Below are 15,642 nucleotides of genomic sequence, written 5' to 3' on the forward strand. Positions count from 1 at the left end.
ATGTGGAATATCTGGCCGTTTGGCCGTAAGTCTGAACCCTCCGAACAGCGCAGTATGACCATTGATGAGTGGCTGGCGATGGCAGGGATTCCTAATACCGGATCAGGCGAGCATGTGTCTGCGGGTACTGCGGAATCTCTGCCTGCGGTCATGAACGCCGTATCAGTTATCAGTGAGGCGGTGGCAACAATGCCCTGCTATCTCTACCGCGTCCGTAATGATAATGGTCGTGAGGCGCGAGAATGGCTGAGTAATCACCCAGTGGATTTTCTCCTGAACGAGCAGCCGAACGACTGCCAGACGCCTTACCAGTTTAAACGCACGATGATGCGTCACTGCCTACTTAATGGTAACGCCTATGCGGTGATCCAGTGGGGCCGTGACGGCCAGCCACAATCCCTGCATCCGTATGCGCCGGGGGCGGTTGTTCCTGAGCGTATCGGCCAGCATAAGTACAAATACACTGTTACTGAGCCGTTTAGCGGGGCTGTGCGCACCTATCTACAGGAAGAGATCCTGCACCTGCGTTACTCCACCGATGATGGTTTTCTGGGGCGTTCTCCGATCTCCATCTGCCGTGAGGCGCTGGGTTTAGGTCTGGCACAGCAGCGCCACGGTGCCAGCATTATGAAAGATGGCATGATGGCGGCGGGAGTCATAACCACAGCTGAGTATCTCGACAGCGTAAAGGGCAAGCAGGCTATGGATGCACTGGATCGATATAAAGGCGCTAAAAATGCAGGGAAAGTGCCGATCCTTGAGGGCGGGATGGACTACAAGCAGCTTGGTATGAGCAACCAGGATGCCGAATGGCTGGCCTCTCGCCGCTTCACCATCGAAGACATTGCCCGCATGTTCAACGTGTCGCCTATTTTCCTCCAGGAATACAGCAACAGCACCTACAGCAACTTTAGTGAAGCGAGCCGCGCATTCCTCACCATGACGATGCGCCCGTGGCTGGCTAACTTCGAACAGCAAATCAAATCTGCGCTGCTGGTGGCCTCTCCCGTTCCGGGAACCCGCTATCAGGTGGAGTTTGACTCTGCTGATCTTCTCCGCGCCACGCCAACCGAACGTTATGCCACTTATGAGCGCGGTATTAAGAACGGGATCATGAACCCGAACGAAGCCCGTGAACGTGAGGGGATGCCGCCGCGTGAAGGTGGTGACGAATTCAGCCAGGCATGGAAGCAGGAAGTGAAGATCAGCAAAGACGGCAAGGAGGGGGACGAATGAGAGCCGGAAAGATGAAACGCCGCGTTATCTTTCAGAAGTCTGAATCTCACCGCGACCCGACTGGTCAGGTTATCTATGAATGGGCTGACCTTGCCACAGTCTGGGCTGAAATTCGTGCTATCAGCGGGCGTGAGCGCATGTCTTCCGGGGCACTTTACTCCGAGGCTACAGTGCGAATCTGGACGCGCTACCGCCACGATATAACCGCCGCAAACCGCATTCTGTACCGCTCTCCAAACGTCCGGGGGCAGGTTTACGGCATTGTGGCCGTCATTCCTGATGTGGATCACACCCGGCTTGAGCTGCTGTGCAAGGGAGGCATTTTCAATGAGTGAGTTAATCGGTCTGGAAGAAGCAAAGCTGCATTGCCGTATTGATGATGATTATGAAGACACGCTGATACAGGCGTACATCGAAGCTGCGCTGGAGGTCTGCCAGAAGCATATCGGCAAGCGATTTGATAACGGTTTGGAGTTCACCCCTGCTATCAAGATCGGCTGTCTGATGTACGTTTCTCAGTTGTACGAGTACCGCACGATGATTGGTGACACCGACGCCAAAGAGATACCGATGGCTGTCTCTGCCTTGTGGTCTGTCTACCGAGATGTGGGGGTGTACTGATGCCGTGGCAACCACTACGCCGGTGCACAGAGCCGGGATGCAATAAACGGGTGAAGTCTGGCAAGTGTGACGAGCATAAGCGGGAAGCGTGGCGGGCAGAGGATGCCAGACGCGGCCACCGGCGCGCGCGTGGTTACTCAGCCTCATGGGAGAAGTACCGCGCTCAGTACCTTAAGCGCTATCCGCTGTGCGTTGAGTGTCAGAAGCTGGGCCTCTACGTGCCTGCAAAGATTGTCGATCACATCATCCCTATCAACGGCGGTGATGATGTTCTGTTCTGGCCTGAGTGGAATCACCAGCCGTTATGCCAGGCGCATCATAACCAGAAGACCACACAGCAAGACCCAACCACCAAAGCGAAGCGCAAAGCAGGGCTGTACCGTGAGCAGGAAGATCGTGCAGCCCGTCGCAATGACTGGATGCATGAGGCTGACAATGACTGAGCAGGAACAGCAGCGGCTGATTAGTGGGCTTATAAAGCTGCGCGAGGCATGGCAACCAGCCAGACAGAGAGCGCACACGAAGCCCGTAGCAAAGCGCATGAGCCAGCGTGACCGGGAACTTATGGAATGCTTCCGCAACCGATGACAGGCGGCATGGGCGGGGTGGGGGAGGTTTTAAAGACAAACCCCCTGCTGCAAGGCACCGCCCACCCCCTCAAATTTTTACGCACGGTGATTTTTTTGAAAATAAAACAGACAGGAAAACAGTAAGTTATGGCAAGACCACCCAAACCGCCCGCCTATCTTGATGAAATCGCGGCGCAGCAGTGGAAAGCGAAGGCGAAGCAGCTGGCGGAGCGCGGGGATCTGACGCCTGCCGACTGGAACAATCTTGAGCTGTACTGCGTCAATTACTCGATGTACCGCAAAGCCGTGGAAGACCTTGCCACGCGGGGATTCAGCATTGTGAACAGCCAGGGCGGTGAGAGCCGTAACCCGGCACTGAGCGCAAAAGCGGATGCCGAAAAAATTCTCATAAAAATGTCGTCGCTGCTGGGCTTTGATCCGGTAAGCCGCCGCCGCAATCCGGTGGAAACGGAAGAGGAGGACGAGCTTGACCGTCTGGAATGATTACGCAAACGCCATTAAATCCGGTGAAATTCCGGCCTGTAAGCGCGTAAAACAGGCCGTCGAGAGGTACTTTTCAGACCTGAATGACCCCCGTTATGAGTTCGATACGGCGACCGTGGAGCGGTTTATTGCCTTCTCCCAGCTCTGTCCACACGTCAAAGGCCCGCTTAGGGGCCAGCCAATCGAGCTGGAGCCGTGGCAGCAGTTCGCCTTTGCTAACCTGCTGGGCTTTAAGGTCAGGGAGTCAGGCCGCCGCAAGTACAGCAGCGCCTTTATTGAGGTACCGCGTAAAAACGCTAAATCCACCGTGGCCGCCATGCTGGCTAACTGGTTTCTGGTGATGGAGAAGGGTCAGCAGGATATCTACACGGCGGCGGTGAGCCGGGATCAGGCCCGAATCGTGTTCGACGATGCCCGCCAGATGTGCCTGCTGTCAAAACCGCTGAAAAAGCGCGTCAATATCCAGGCGCATAAGGTCATTTTCCCAAAGAGCAACAGCCTGCTAAAGCCGCTGGCGGCGAAAGCGGCCACCATTGAAGGAACTAACCCCAGCCTGGCGATTGTCGATGAATACCACCTTCACCCGGATAACGGCGTTTATTCCGCGCTTGAGTTGGGTATGGGCGCACGTCCGGAGGCGATTTTGTTCGCCATCACGACCGCCGGGAGTAACGTTGTCTCTTCCTGTAAACAGCATTATGACTACTGCTGCCAGATTCTGGCCGGGGAAGAGAGCAACGATTCGCTGTTTGTCCTGATCTACGAACTGGACGACGAAAGCGAGGTTGAGCAGCCGGAAATGTGGATCAAGGCTAACCCTAACCTGCATGTGTCCGTTGACGCGGCGAAACTGGAGTCCACCATCCAGAAAGCGCGGGGCATACCGTCGCAGTGGGTGGAAATGCTGACCAAACGTTTCAATATCTGGTGCCAGGGCTCCACGCCGTGGATGGGGGCCGGTGCATGGGATGCCTGTGCGCTCGAATATACCGAAGACGATCTGGCCGGAATGGAGTGTTACGCAGGGTTTGACCTGTCCTCTACCAGTGATATTACCAGCGTGAGCTACGCTTTCCCGTTCGACAGGGAGATCCGACTCCTGACCCGTCATTATCTGCCGGAAGCCCAACTGCTAAACGTCGCCAACAAAAACCGCGCCATCTACAGCCAGTGGGTGAAAGCGGGCTGGATACGAACCACACCCGGTGACTGTATCGACTATGACCGCATCCGTGACGATATTCTGCGCGATGCTGAAACCTTCAATATCAGGCTGGTGGGCTTTGATACGTGGAATGCCACGCATTTGCGCACTCAGCTGCAGGGGGCAGGGCTCGATGTAGAGCCGTTCCCGCAAACCTATCTCAAGTTCAGTCCGGTGGCGAAATCCTTCGAGGTGTTCGTTAACCGTAAGGTGGTGCGCCACCGCGGCGATCCGGTTCTGGCCTGGGCGATTGGTAACGTGGTGATGGAGTCTGATGCTAACGCCAACATTAAGCCCAACAAGAAGAAGTCCTCCAACAAGATAGACCCGGCTGTATCTGCGCTGATGGCGTTCGGTACCTTCCAGGCTGAGCACGAGGATTTTGCTTTCGATATGAGCGACAGCCACAAACAACGGCTGGCGACATTTAACGGTATCTGACTGGAGTAAAACAATGAATACAGCTAATAATGAAACACTTGCTACCATCCGTATGTTTGGCCCGCTAGGCAAGACCTTCGGTAAAACTCACCAGCGCCTTGTAAGGACTACGCATGAGGCTTTTTGGGCTCTGGCCGTAACAATTCCCGGATTCGAAAAATACATGAATACAAGCAGGGCTCGCGGTTTAACGTATGCGATTTATGTCGGGAAAAAGAACATTGGAGTAGATGACCTGGAATTTCCGAACAATGGGCGTGAGATTCATATCGTGCCGGTGGTAATTGGAAGTAAAAAAGCAGGAGTGCTACAAACTATTTTAGGTGCTGTTATTGTGGCTGCCTCGATCTGGATGCCTGGCATTGGAATTGCTGCAAGTAATATGATGTTTGCTGCTGGTACTGCGATGACTGTAGGAGGAGTAGTCCAACTTCTTTCCCCTCAGGCTACGGGGCTTGCAAGCAAACAAAGTGCTGATAATAAGGCCTCATACGCGTTTGGAGGCGTAACTAACACTGCTGCGCAAGGCTATCCGGTGCCATTGCTTTACGGTAAACGCCGTATCGGGGGAGCAATCATATCGGCGGGTATCTACGTGGAGGATCAGCAATGATAAATCAGGCGCAGATATGGCCAGAGGGAGAGACATTCACCCGCGAAGTTCTCATTCCTACAAAATACGAGCCCCTGCCGGTGGAAATCACTTACACCGTTCCGGCATTCGATGTGGTTGTGGATACATGGCAGAACAAAGACCCGGCGAAGGGTTATGCGTTATTCCGGCAGTTCATTGTTGACTGGGATCAGCAGGATAAGCTAACTGATGAAGTTCTGGTTGCCTACCTGATTAAATGGCCAGGAACAGATATGGCTATTTTCGACGCTTGGGCTGAACACATGAAAGATGTGATAGCAAAAAACTTATCTGCATTTCCTGCCCCTTCTTGCACCCTGAACTGATTAATCAATTCTGACGCTTTCGCCCTCGATATGGGGGCGTCTGTTATCGCCATCATCCCGCATAACGTTACATTGACCGGGTAAACCATAGCGTGAGCAGTTGCACCATACACCTTTCCCATCCCCACTTTGCGTCGTGTCCTGGCGTCTCTCGTAGCTGATAACCTTTTCCAGTAGCCCGTCTTTTACCATTGCCTCAAGCGTTCTGCGGGTTGATTCCAGTTGGTAGCTTTTATCAAAGCTGCTTGTGCCGTGCAGAAGGTAAGAAACACCGGAAACATCAAAAGGAGGCGCGCCAATTTCACCTGTTATCCATTCTAGGTTATCCGGCTCAAAGTAGCTGAGGATCTCTTTTTTTCTGGTAGTCATGCGCATTATGAGTGATTCCTTATTGTGGGATACATCTATCCTACAATAAAAAATACCAAAATAGTGATTCCTTATTGTGGGATACATCTATCCTACAATAAAAAATACCAAAATATTGATGTGCAGTGTGCTTGATGCAGAGGTGGGAAATACTTGCTGATACCTCTCTACGGTATCCTATGGGTATCCTAGAAAATACTAAGGGCCTACGATTAATCGTAAGCCCTTGATATTTGGTGGCCCCTGTTGGGTTTGAACCAACGACCAAGCGATTATGAGTCGCCTGCTCTAACCACTGAGCTAAGGGGCCGTGGCGGTGGATTATAAAGTAACTCCGCGTTGCAATCCAGACATAAGCGTACGGATGCTGTTTTTATAAACAATGTATTTTCAGTCCGTTATACTTGTTCCTCTGATGTATTGTTCGGAGTAATTATGGTTAAGGACATACTGGCACCGGGGCTGCGGGTGGTGTTTTGCGGCATCAATCCGGGGCTATCTTCCGCAGGTACAGGATTCCCCTTTGCACACCCCGCTAATCGCTTCTGGAAGGTTATCCATCAGGCGGGGTTTACCGATCGCCAGCTTAAACCTGAAGAGGCACAGCATCTGCTGGATTTCCGCTGCGGCGTGACTAAGTTTGTCGACAGACCAACGGTACAAGCCAATGAAGTGAAGCTACAAGAGATGCGTAGTGGCGGTCGTCTGCTTATTGAGAAAATAGAAGAGTATCAGCCAGCCGCGCTCGCTATCCTCGGGAAGCAGGCATTTGAGCAGGGGCTTAGCCAGCGTGGGGCGCAGTGGGGAAAACAGACGCTGACCATTGGCGCGACGCAAATATGGGTATTGCCGAATCCCAGCGGGTTAAGCCGGATCACGCTGGATAAACTGGTAGAGGCGTATCGGGAAGTGAATGTGGCGTTGAAGGAGCGCGGCCTGTAACTGCCGGAGCCTTAGGCTCCGGCGTCACTGTCAGAACTCGAAGCGTGCGCCCATGTTGTAGCGGCGTCCTTCCACGATGGAAGACTGGTTATAGGACGTTTTGTAGATTGGGTTCACGTCGAACAGGTTATAAACCCCCGCCATCAATGTGATGCTCTTGTTGAGATGGTAGCGTGCCCCTAAATCGACCAGCGCATAGGCGTCGGTTGACGTTGATTTGCCGATGTCAGGCGTATTGCTGCGCCAGCTGGCTTTGCTCCACAGTTCAAGATCGTTAAGTGCATTCCATGTCAGAGACAGGTTGGCCATGCTCGTCGGGAACTCGTTCAGTGCCTCTCCCTTGTACTGACCGCTCTTTTGCTCGCTGTGGGTATAGGTGTAGTTCGCGTTCGCTTTCAGCGCGGTAGTGACCTGCCAGTCGCCGTTCAGCTCCAGGCCATAGATTTCCGCGTCACTGACGTTGAAATACTGCGAGACTTCTTCCGCTTCATACCCGTTGTAAATGCACTTCTGCGTGGCCGTTGCGGTACAGATGGTGTAGTCGCTGATCTTATCCTTGAATTTGGTGAAGAACACAGTTGCATCTAGTGCCAGTGTGTCCTGTTGCCAGTAGACGCCCAGCTCGGTATTGACGCTCTGCTCAGGTTTCAGCTCATCGTTACCGATCCCAATGAAGGAATACGGATACGAACCGTAGACGCTGGTGAAGCCTTCATTGTTCTCACGCAGGTCCGGTTTTTTATAGCCCGCCGATACGCCGCCCTTCAGCGCCCAGCTTTCGTCAATCGTCCAGTTACCGTAGAGTTTTGGCGTGACGTGGTAGCCAAAGTAGCTGTCGTGATCGAGACGCGCCGAGGTGGTGAGGGTGAAGTCCGGAACCATCATCCAGGCATCCTCCGCGAAGATGGCCCAGCCGTCACGGGTGATCTTGCTGACTGGCGTTATGCCCGGCACTTCTTTGTTTTCGATGCCGAAAGTGTCGTCCAGCTCATTACGGGTGAAGTTGATCCCCAGCGTCAGCTTGTGGTCGCCCAGCGTAAAGGTGTTCGCGCTGTTGGCTTCATAGTTTTTCTGCTTAATGAACTGCGAACTCATGCCCGGCACACGATACTCGGTTTTAGCGTTCTCGTAGCTGATGAAGTTCTTCACTTCCAGCAGATCGTCGCCGTACCAGGCATGCTGCGCAAGTGAAGCGGCATCGCGGTCAAAGTCCCATTGCCAGGCTTTATCATTGTGTGATTTTACCTGATGCCCTTTGACGACGTTCAAATCCCACAGTTGGGTGTCGGTCGGCGACATGTTGATGGTGGCATCCAGATTGCCAGCCTGGTGCTTCACAAAGCGCTCATCGGAGATGCTGTCGTCATCACGGCGATCAAGATAATCCGCCGCTACGCTCACCCCGAGCTTGCTGGGGATAATTGGCCCCATCAGGAAGACATTGGTCTGGTTGGTGTTACCGTACTCGCTCTTCTCTTGCAGGAAGTAGTTATCTTCCAGCACACCCGTCCATTTATCGAGGTTGTAGCCTTTTTTGGTGATGACGTTGACCACGCCGCCGATGGAGTCAGAGCCATACAGTGAGGACATCGGTCCGCGAATCACCTCGATTCGCTCGATAGCAGCAAGTGGCGGTAAAAAGGCAGCCTCTGTCCCGATATGGTGTCCGTAAGGACGCGATTCGCGGGTGCCTTGTTTGATGCCGTTGACCATGTAGGAGGTATAGGTCGAGTCCATGCCGCGCATCTGCACATCGCCTGTGGCAAGGCTACCGTTGCCATTACCCACCAATACGCCGGGCATCTCGCGAAGGGCTTCGGTGACGTTCTGGTTAGAGCGGGTGTTCAGTTCTTTCTCGCCGATGACGGAGATGGTCGCCGGTGCCTCACGGCGTTCCTGTGCGAAACCGGTGGCGGTGACCACCAGTTGATCTTCATTATCTGGTGTGGTTTCTTCGGCGAAAACGGTCGCCGGGAGGCTGGCAAGGGCGAGCGAAATCGCCAGCGCGGTACGAGTCTGGTTAATCACAACGCATTCCTCAGAACTGGGTTAAATCGAGCTTGAGTACATAGTCAGCCTTGTTGGCTTTTTCATCCTGCTTCACGCTAACGAAGAGCGTTTTGCTGTCAGGAGAAAGCACCATGCTGTTTGGCATAGCTGCCGTTTTGATGGTGTGCTTCAGGCTGTAAGTGTTGGCATCGATAACGCTAATCTGACGGGCATTGCGATGGGTAACATACACTTCATTGCGGGCAGGGTTATAGACCGCAGCGATGGAGTTTGGCGTGGGAACGCGGTGAACAATTTTACCGCTGCCCAGTTGGACTACCAGCACGTCGGCGGTGTTGGTATCGGCGATAAATCCGACGCCTTTGGCCGTGTTCAACGCGATGTTCAGGAAGTAATGCTTCGGCTCGGAGGGGTCAACCTTCACACGCGACAGAACCTGCGACGTTTTGCCATCCAGGGTAACCAGTTCGCCTTTGCCAGTGACGGCGTAAACTTTATCGCCAGCTTCATCAACGGCGAAACCGACCGGATCCATCCCTTTGAGGGCGTGTAATAGTTTCTGGTTATGCGTGTCGACAACCCACAGCACACCTTTATTTTCACTGCCAATACCGGAGACATACAGACGGTGGTGCTTCTTGTCGAGCACCACTTCACGAACGTGGGCTTTATTTTCTTCGTCTGCAAGCTGAAGTATTTTCACTTCTTTATGGGTGCGGGTATCCAGCAGGGTCAGTGAGCCATCCAGCGCATTACCTAGCCAGAGAATGTGGTTAGGTTCATCCAGTGAGACCGCAAAAGGACGGCGTTCGGTGGCGATCCGCTCATCGACTTTTAATGATTCAGTTGAAAACAGGAACACTTCACCGGCGGTTTTATCTTTGTCGAAAGAGGGGGCAGAGGCTGCATAGATAGCCTGTTGTCCGGCGTCATAAGCCAGTTCGTAAACGCCATGACCAAGCGTCTGAGAGGCGAACTGATCCTCAGTAAAGTCTTTTGCCAGGGCTGAACCGGCATAAAGTGCCAGTGAAATCGCAAGCGCGCAGAGGGACTGATTTTTTAATGTTTTTAAATTCATGTCATTTTTCTTTACAGTTGTTTACGAAAAGAAAAATGATAATGAAAATAAATATCATTTACAATTGCATGTATGGGCAATGCCCCCTACCAATTTTTGTACACTGCGGAAAATCCCAAAAAAAAAGCTCCCCGGAGGGAGCTTCTTAATAACAGAAACGATTAATCGTCGAGGAAGCTACGCAGTACTTCTGAGCGGCTCGGGTGGCGCAATTTACGCAGCGCTTTCGCTTCGATCTGACGGATACGTTCACGGGTAACGTCGAACTGTTTACCGACTTCTTCCAGCGTGTGGTCGGTGTTCATATCGATACCGAAACGCATACGCAGAACTTTCGCTTCACGGGCGGTCAGGCCAGCCAGAACGTCGTGCGTTGCGGCACGCAGGCTCTCGGTGGTCGCAGAGTCCAGCGGCAGCTCGAGGGTGGTATCCTCGATGAAATCACCCAGATGCGAATCTTCATCGTCGCCGATCGGCGTTTCCATGGAGATAGGCTCTTTAGCGATCTTCAGCACTTTACGGATCTTGTCTTCCGGCATCAGCATGCGTTCAGCCAGTTCTTCCGGCGTAGGCTCGCGGCCCATCTCTTGCAGCATCTGACGGGAGATACGGTTGAGCTTGTTGATAGTCTCAATCATATGTACCGGGATACGGATGGTACGCGCCTGATCCGCGATCGAACGGGTGATCGCCTGACGGATCCACCAGGTTGCATAGGTGGAGAACTTGTAACCACGACGGTATTCAAACTTATCAACCGCTTTCATCAGACCGATGTTACCTTCCTGAATCAGATCCAGGAACTGCAAGCCACGGTTGGTGTATTTTTTAGCGATAGAGATAACCAGACGTAAGTTCGCTTCAACCATCTCTTTTTTCGCACGGCGGGCTTTCGCTTCACCGATGGACATGCGACGGTTGATATCTTTAACCTGCTCGATGGTCAGGCCGGTTTCTTCTTCAATCTGCTGCAGTTTCTGCAGGCCGCGGTGAACGTCATCTGCCACATCGTGCAGTTTTTCAGACCACGGTTTGTTCATCGCGATTGCCGCGTTGAACCAGGTTTCGCTGGTTTCGTTGCCAGTGAACAGGGTGATGAAGTTTTTCTTCGGCATTTTGCACTGCTCAACGCAGAGCTTCATGATCAGACGTTCCTGAGTACGCACGCGGTCCATCATGACGCGCATGCTGTTTACCAGGTAGTCGAACTGCTTCGGCACCAGGCGGAACTGTTTGAACACTTCGGACAGCTTCTGAATTTCTTCCTGCGCGGCAGCATGGCTGCGGCCTTTCGCTTTGATGGTGTCGCGAGTGATTTCGTACTGAGTACGCAGTTCACCGAATTTTTCACGCGCTAACTCAGGGTCGATGCTGTTGTCGTCATCGCTGCTGTCGTCGTCGCCATCTTCTTCATCTTCGTCTTCATCGTCATCCATCTCTTCCTGAGAGAGTTCAGAACCGACGTGGGTCGCCGTTGGCGCCATGTCTTCTTCCGCGTTTGGATCGACAAAGCCAGTGATCAGATCGGAAAGACGTGCTTCTTCAGCTTCTACGCGATCGTACTGCTCAAGCAGGTAGGTGATAGCTTCCGGGTATTCGGCAACGGAGCATTGAACCTGGTTAATCCCGTCTTCGATGCGTTTAGCGATGTCGATTTCGCCTTCACGGGTTAACAGTTCAACGGTACCCATTTCACGCATGTACATGCGGACCGGGTCAGTTGTACGACCGATTTCGGACTCAACGCTGGACAGAACCTGGGCAGCCGCTTCTTCCGCGTCTTCATCGGTGCTGTTGGAGGTTTCAGCAAGCAGCAGATCATCGGCATCAGGTGCTTCTTCCATCACCTGAATACCCATGTCATTGATCATTTGGATGATGTCTTCGATTTGATCTGAATCGACGATATCTTCCGGCAGATGGTCATTGACCTCGGCATAGGTCAGATAGCCTTGCTCCTTACCACGTTGGACAAGAAGCTTCAGCTGTGACTGCGGGTTTTGCTCCATAAGACGGTATCCACACTTAATTCGTTTGATTGGTGTTGGGCGGTAAAACCGCCAACGGCAAAACGAGGGCATACTTATATTTTGCCGCTGCCTCTCCGTGCGGCTGTCGGGGGCTTCCCGATCGATATTCGGCAGTTAAGCCGTTAAATACTTCATCTTTCACGTTGTCTCTGCGTTAGCTGCGTTCGTTTACTTGCTGCCTTGATACAACGCGAATGATTTTGTCTTTGTTTTGTCTTTCTCTTATTTCTTGGCCAGTTCCTGGTTCAGCGTCCAGAGTTCCCGGCGTTCTTCGCTACTTAAACCGTGTGTGCGCTCACGAGCTATCAACTCTTCCTGGCGCAGTTCAAGCATCGAATCAAACATATGGTTGAGTGAGTCGGTGAAGGTTTTTTCTGCGATATCTTTATCTGCTATATCGTCCCACATCGACAGTTTTTCAAGGGTCGCAGCATCATTTGTGCCACGATAATGTTCTAAAAGTTGCCCGGTGGTCAGACCTGGCTGAGCCAGACAAGTGTTGACCAGTTCTCTGAATAAGCCAAGTCCAGGCAGCTTATTGCTATCCAGTGCGCCTAACGGTGGAACCAGCGGGGCGAGCTCCGGGTTCTGCACCAGCAACCCTATAAGTATACGCATGGTCGTACGTTTTAGCTGTGGAACAGGGCGGGAAGCCCCATTTTCTGCCAGTTTTGGCATTAAACGTTCAAGCTGGCTGTCATCCAGAATGCCGAGCTTGTTTCCCAACTCCTGTCGCAGGTAAATGCGCAACGTTTCGCCTGGTACCTGAGTAATCAGCGGTAATGCCAGCGTGCTGAGCTGTGCGCGTCCGTCTGGGGTACTCAAATCCACCTGCGGCAACAGGCTGTTAAATAAAAACGCAGAGAGCGGCAGCGCCTGCTCCATCCGCGCTTCAAAGGCCTCTTTCCCTTCTTTGCGCACCAGCGTATCGGGATCTTCGCCGTCAGGTAAAAACATAAAGCGTAGCTGGCGTCCGTCTGTCATATAGGGCAGTGCGGTTTCCAGCGCGCGCCATGCTGCGTCGCGTCCGGCACGGTCGCCGTCGTAACAGCAAATTACGTTGTTCGTCGCGCGGAACAACAGTTGGATGTGATCGGCGGTGGTCGACGTCCCAAGGGATGCCACGGCGTAGTTAATGCCGTATTGTGCCAGCGCCACCACATCCATATAGCCTTCTACCACTAACAGGCGCTGTGGATCGGCGTTATCCTGCTGGGCTTCATAAAGACCATACAGCTGGCGACCTTTATGGAAAATATCGGTTTCCGGGGAGTTCAGATACTTCGGCAGGGCATCGCCCAGCACGCGTCCACCAAAACCAATGACCCGACCACGTTTGTCGCGGATGGGGAACATCACCCGTTCGCGGAAGCGATCGTAACTGCGTCCCTGATCGTTGGTGACCAACATCCCCGCATCAACCAGCGATTTGCGATTTTCAGCATTGCCGCCAAACCGTTTCAGGACGTTGTCCCAGCCGGGGGGCGCAAAACCAATAGCAAAACGGGTGATAACGTCGCTACTTAATCCTCGCTTTTCCAGGTACTGGCGCGCAGGGGTAGCGGCGGGTTGCATCAAAGACTGTTGATAAAAAGTGTTCAGGCCATCCATCAATTGATAAAGGCTTTGCCGTTGATGGCGCTCTATCTGACTGGGGCCACTGCCTGCTTCATAGGGCACTTCAAGGTTGTGCATTGCGGCCAGTTCTTCGACGGTTTCCACAAACTCGAGCTTGTCGTAGTTCATGAGAAAGTCGACGGCGTTGCCATGCGCGCCACACCCAAAGCAGTGATAAAACTGTTTTTCACCGTTTACGGTGAAAGAGGGGGTTTTTTCGTTATGAAACGGACAGCACGCGTGATAATTTTTGCCCTGCTTTTTCAGCTTTACCCGCGCGTCGATGAGATCGACGATGTCGGTTCTTGCCAGCAGGTCATTGATAAAAACGCGAGGAATTCGTCCAGCCATAAGCCCCTGTTTTTTGATGACTCATATACACAAAATCATTCAGGATGCATCAAGGCGGCAAGGAAGCGAATCCTCAGGAGCGTACATCAGTACGTGACTGGGGTGAGCGACTGCAGCCAACACTGAGGCAGCTTGAATGATGACGTGTATAAACGAAAATAAGCCGCGCATTCCTTCCGGAAGCACGGCCTTACAACTACAACTCAGTCTGAATTGAGAGCTTTGGCTCTCAATGGATTAGTACAGACGAGTACGGCGTGCGTTTTCGCGAGCCAGTTTCTTCGCGTGACGTTTCACAGCAGAAGCTTTAGCGCGCTTACGTTCGGTAGTCGGTTTTTCATAGAACTCACGACGACGAACTTCCGCCAGAACACCTGCTTTTTCGCATGAACGCTTGAAGCGACGCAGTGCTACGTCGAACGGCTCGTTTTCACGTACTTTAATTACCGGCATGTAACTCTCACCTTTAATAAATTCGGTTTGCCGCTGGCATCAACGCCAGCTTATTTCAAAATGGTGCGGAATTTTACTGCAATTGCTGCTGCTTTGTAAAGCACCGACGCGATTTTGAAAGGGACTTTTATAAGGACAAGGAGTATACACGAGCGAAACTCCTGGGGCGAACAAAGTTTTACATCAACCCGCATTGGTCCTACACTGCGCGGTAATAGAGCGAGGTAAAACAAGTCATGCGTGTACTGGGTATTGAAACATCCTGCGATGAAACTGGCATCGCCATTTACGACGATGAAAAAGGTCTTTTAGCCAACCAATTGTATAGTCAGGTGAAATTACACGCTGACTACGGCGGCGTAGTGCCAGAACTGGCCTCGCGCGATCACGTACGTAAAACCGTACCGCTGATCCAGGCCGCGCTGAAAGAGGCGGGACTGACTGCAAAAGAGATTGATGCGGTGGCGTATACTGCAGGTCCTGGTCTGGTTGGCGCGCTGCTGGTTGGCGCAACCGTAGGACGTTCGCTGGCGTTCGCCTGGGGCGTACCGGCAATTCCTGTGCACCACATGGAAGGGCATCTGCTGGCGCCAATGCTGGAAGATAATCCCCCTGCGTTCCCGTTCGTCGCGCTGCTGGTTTCCGGCGGTCACACGCAGCTGATCAGCGTCACCGGTATCGGTCAGTATGAATTACTCGGCGAATCGATTGATGATGCTGCTGGCGAAGCGTTCGACAAAACCGCCAAGCTGCTGGGGCTGGATTATCCTGGCGGTCCAATGTTGTCAAAGCTGGCCTCGCAAGGCGTTGAAAAACGTTTTGTCTTCCCGCGCCCGATGACCGATCGTCCGGGGCTGGATTTCAGCTTCTCCGGGCTGAAAACCTTTGCCGCGAATACTATTCGTAATAACGAAAATGACGATCAGACGCGCGCAGATATTGCTCGTGCCTTTGAAGATGCGGTAGTTGATACGCTGATGATCAAGTGCAAACGCGCGCTGGATCAAACCGGTTTTAAACGTCTGGTGATGGCGGGGGGCGTGAGCGCTAACCGTACGCTACGCGCAAAACTGGCCGAGATGATGCAAAAACGTCGTGGCGAAGTATTTTACGCGCGTCCGGAATTTTGTACCGACAACGGGGCGATGATCGCCTACGCGGGCATGGTGCGTTTTAAAGCGGGCGCAACGGCGGATCTTGGCGTAACCGTGCGCCCACGCTGGCCGCTGGCGGAATTACCGGCGGCGTGATTTTTTG

18 protein-coding genes and 1 tRNA gene are annotated in these 15,642 nt (G+C 52.8%); 12 read left to right on the forward strand and 7 right to left on the reverse strand.

All coding sequences use genetic code 11. The features are described 5' to 3' along the window. Genes GFB57_RS07845 through GFB57_RS07890 form a run of 10 tightly spaced genes read left to right on the forward strand, consistent with a single transcriptional unit; the run spans position 1 to position 5,535 of the window. Positions 1-1,236 (forward strand): phage portal protein, encoded by a 1,236-nt coding sequence (locus GFB57_RS07845; protein WP_063613747.1) that lies wholly within the window; start codon positions 1-3, stop codon positions 1,234-1,236. Further along, positions 1,233-1,571: a phage head closure protein gene (locus GFB57_RS07850; protein ID WP_063613752.1), complete on the forward strand. Its 339-nt coding sequence runs from the start codon at positions 1,233-1,235 to the stop codon at positions 1,569-1,571. Before GFB57_RS07845 ends, GFB57_RS07850 begins: the two co-directional genes overlap by 4 nt. Continuing rightward, a complete protein-coding gene (locus GFB57_RS07855) occupies positions 1,564-1,857 on the forward strand; it encodes a head-tail connector protein (protein WP_001549740.1) in 294 nt (97 codons plus the stop codon). Before GFB57_RS07850 ends, GFB57_RS07855 begins: the two co-directional genes overlap by 8 nt. Next, positions 1,857-2,300, forward strand: a complete 444-nt coding sequence (locus GFB57_RS07860; RefSeq protein ID WP_063448492.1) for an HNH endonuclease — start codon at positions 1,857-1,859, stop codon at positions 2,298-2,300. Before GFB57_RS07855 ends, GFB57_RS07860 begins: the two co-directional genes overlap by 1 nt. After that, the gene (locus GFB57_RS07865; protein WP_232969629.1) at positions 2,293-2,445 is read left to right on the forward strand and encodes a hypothetical protein; all 153 of its coding nucleotides are present in this window, start codon (positions 2,293-2,295) and stop codon (positions 2,443-2,445) included. The genes GFB57_RS07860 and GFB57_RS07865 overlap by 8 nt, the downstream gene beginning before the upstream one ends. After that, on the forward strand, positions 2,427-2,570 hold the full coding sequence (locus GFB57_RS07870) for a terminase (RefSeq protein WP_290366979.1): 144 nt from the start codon (positions 2,427-2,429) through the stop codon (positions 2,568-2,570). Before GFB57_RS07865 ends, GFB57_RS07870 begins: the two co-directional genes overlap by 19 nt. Before the next feature lie 3 nt (positions 2,571-2,573). Beyond that, positions 2,574-2,930 carry a phage terminase small subunit P27 family gene (locus tag GFB57_RS07875; RefSeq protein ID WP_023326190.1) on the forward strand — a complete coding sequence of 119 codons (357 nt, stop codon included), beginning with the start codon at positions 2,574-2,576 and terminating at the stop codon, positions 2,928-2,930. Then, on the forward strand, positions 2,914-4,575 hold the full coding sequence (locus GFB57_RS07880; protein ID WP_290366954.1) for a terminase large subunit: 1,662 nt from the start codon (positions 2,914-2,916) through the stop codon (positions 4,573-4,575). Before GFB57_RS07875 ends, GFB57_RS07880 begins: the two co-directional genes overlap by 17 nt. Positions 4,576-4,588: 13 nt before the next feature. Then, a complete protein-coding gene (locus tag GFB57_RS07885; RefSeq protein WP_290366955.1) occupies positions 4,589-5,188 on the forward strand; it encodes a tail assembly protein in 600 nt (199 codons plus the stop codon). After that, positions 5,185-5,535, forward strand: coding sequence for a hypothetical protein (locus GFB57_RS07890; protein ID WP_260861780.1), 351 nt, complete (start codon positions 5,185-5,187; stop codon positions 5,533-5,535). Before GFB57_RS07885 ends, GFB57_RS07890 begins: the two co-directional genes overlap by 4 nt. Here GFB57_RS07890 and GFB57_RS07895 read toward each other — a convergent pair whose 3' ends face one another. Both GFB57_RS07895 and GFB57_RS07900 read right to left on the reverse strand, forming a co-directional pair. Beyond that, positions 5,536-5,910, reverse strand: a complete 375-nt coding sequence (locus GFB57_RS07895; protein ID WP_239605597.1) for a hypothetical protein — start codon at positions 5,908-5,910, stop codon at positions 5,536-5,538. It lies immediately after the preceding gene. A 228-nt stretch (positions 5,911-6,138) separates the two neighbouring features. Further along, positions 6,139-6,214: transfer RNA gene (locus GFB57_RS07900), tRNA-Ile, on the reverse strand. Between the two features lie 125 nt (positions 6,215-6,339). On the opposite strand from GFB57_RS07900, the gene mug reads away from it, so the two are divergent. Further along, positions 6,340-6,846 carry a G/U mismatch-specific DNA glycosylase gene (gene mug / locus GFB57_RS07905; RefSeq protein ID WP_003024707.1) on the forward strand — a complete coding sequence of 169 codons (507 nt, stop codon included), beginning with the start codon at positions 6,340-6,342 and terminating at the stop codon, positions 6,844-6,846. 30 nt (positions 6,847-6,876) lie between these two features. Here mug and GFB57_RS07910 read toward each other — a convergent pair whose 3' ends face one another. From GFB57_RS07910 to rpsU, 5 genes are all read right to left on the reverse strand, one after another. Further along, complete coding sequence (locus tag GFB57_RS07910) at positions 6,877-8,874, reverse strand: TonB-dependent receptor (RefSeq protein WP_003024704.1); 1,998 nt, start codon at positions 8,872-8,874, stop codon at positions 6,877-6,879. 10 nt (positions 8,875-8,884) lie between these two features. Next, complete coding sequence (locus GFB57_RS07915) at positions 8,885-9,934, reverse strand: YncE family protein (RefSeq protein WP_003024701.1); 1,050 nt, start codon at positions 9,932-9,934, stop codon at positions 8,885-8,887. 161 nt (positions 9,935-10,095) lie between these two features. Then, positions 10,096-11,943, reverse strand: coding sequence for an RNA polymerase sigma factor RpoD (gene rpoD, locus GFB57_RS07920; protein WP_003024699.1), 1,848 nt, complete (start codon positions 11,941-11,943; stop codon positions 10,096-10,098). A 243-nt stretch (positions 11,944-12,186) separates the two neighbouring features. Continuing rightward, complete coding sequence (dnaG, locus tag GFB57_RS07925; RefSeq protein ID WP_003024697.1) at positions 12,187-13,932, reverse strand: DNA primase; 1,746 nt, start codon at positions 13,930-13,932, stop codon at positions 12,187-12,189. Positions 13,933-14,169: 237 nt separating this feature from the next. Beyond that, complete coding sequence (gene rpsU, locus GFB57_RS07930) at positions 14,170-14,385, reverse strand: 30S ribosomal protein S21 (RefSeq protein ID WP_001144069.1); 216 nt, start codon at positions 14,383-14,385, stop codon at positions 14,170-14,172. Positions 14,386-14,621: 236 nt separating this feature from the next. Here rpsU and tsaD point away from each other — a divergent pair, with 236 nt between their 5' ends. Further along, positions 14,622-15,635 (forward strand): tRNA (adenosine(37)-N6)-threonylcarbamoyltransferase complex transferase subunit TsaD, encoded by a 1,014-nt coding sequence (gene tsaD / locus GFB57_RS07935; RefSeq protein WP_003024694.1) that lies wholly within the window; start codon positions 14,622-14,624, stop codon positions 15,633-15,635. Positions 15,636-15,642: the final 7 nt, after the last annotated feature.

The sequence above is a fragment of the Citrobacter sp. S39 genome (assembly GCF_009495675.1).
In the GTDB taxonomy this organism is placed as follows: domain Bacteria; phylum Pseudomonadota; class Gammaproteobacteria; order Enterobacterales; family Enterobacteriaceae; genus Citrobacter; species Citrobacter freundii.

Excerpts from the sequence above, each read along its gene's own strand:
- GFB57_RS07845 (WP_063613747.1), top strand. The coding sequence starts at position 1 with ATGTGGAATATCTGGCCGTTTGGCCGTAAGTCTGAACCCTCCGAACAG.
- GFB57_RS07850 (WP_063613752.1), top strand. The coding sequence starts at position 1,233 with ATGAGAGCCGGAAAGATGAAACGCCGCGTTATCTTTCAGAAGTCTGAA.
- GFB57_RS07855 (WP_001549740.1), top strand. The coding sequence starts at position 1,564 with ATGAGTGAGTTAATCGGTCTGGAAGAAGCAAAGCTGCATTGCCGTATT.
- GFB57_RS07860 (WP_063448492.1), top strand. The coding sequence starts at position 1,857 with ATGCCGTGGCAACCACTACGCCGGTGCACAGAGCCGGGATGCAATAAA.
- GFB57_RS07865 (WP_232969629.1), top strand. The coding sequence starts at position 2,293 with ATGACTGAGCAGGAACAGCAGCGGCTGATTAGTGGGCTTATAAAGCTG.
- GFB57_RS07870 (WP_290366979.1), top strand. The coding sequence starts at position 2,427 with ATGCTTCCGCAACCGATGACAGGCGGCATGGGCGGGGTGGGGGAGGTT.
- GFB57_RS07875 (WP_023326190.1), top strand. The coding sequence starts at position 2,574 with ATGGCAAGACCACCCAAACCGCCCGCCTATCTTGATGAAATCGCGGCG.
- GFB57_RS07885 (WP_290366955.1), top strand. The coding sequence starts at position 4,589 with ATGAATACAGCTAATAATGAAACACTTGCTACCATCCGTATGTTTGGC.
- GFB57_RS07890 (WP_260861780.1), top strand. The coding sequence starts at position 5,185 with ATGATAAATCAGGCGCAGATATGGCCAGAGGGAGAGACATTCACCCGC.
- GFB57_RS07895 (WP_239605597.1), bottom strand. The coding sequence starts at position 5,910 with ATGCGCATGACTACCAGAAAAAAAGAGATCCTCAGCTACTTTGAGCCG.
- mug (WP_003024707.1), top strand. The coding sequence starts at position 6,340 with ATGGTTAAGGACATACTGGCACCGGGGCTGCGGGTGGTGTTTTGCGGC.
- GFB57_RS07915 (WP_003024701.1), bottom strand. The coding sequence starts at position 9,934 with ATGAATTTAAAAACATTAAAAAATCAGTCCCTCTGCGCGCTTGCGATT.
- rpoD (WP_003024699.1), bottom strand. The coding sequence starts at position 11,943 with ATGGAGCAAAACCCGCAGTCACAGCTGAAGCTTCTTGTCCAACGTGGT.
- dnaG (WP_003024697.1), bottom strand. The coding sequence starts at position 13,932 with ATGGCTGGACGAATTCCTCGCGTTTTTATCAATGACCTGCTGGCAAGA.
- rpsU (WP_001144069.1), bottom strand. The coding sequence starts at position 14,385 with ATGCCGGTAATTAAAGTACGTGAAAACGAGCCGTTCGACGTAGCACTG.
- tsaD (WP_003024694.1), top strand. The coding sequence starts at position 14,622 with ATGCGTGTACTGGGTATTGAAACATCCTGCGATGAAACTGGCATCGCC.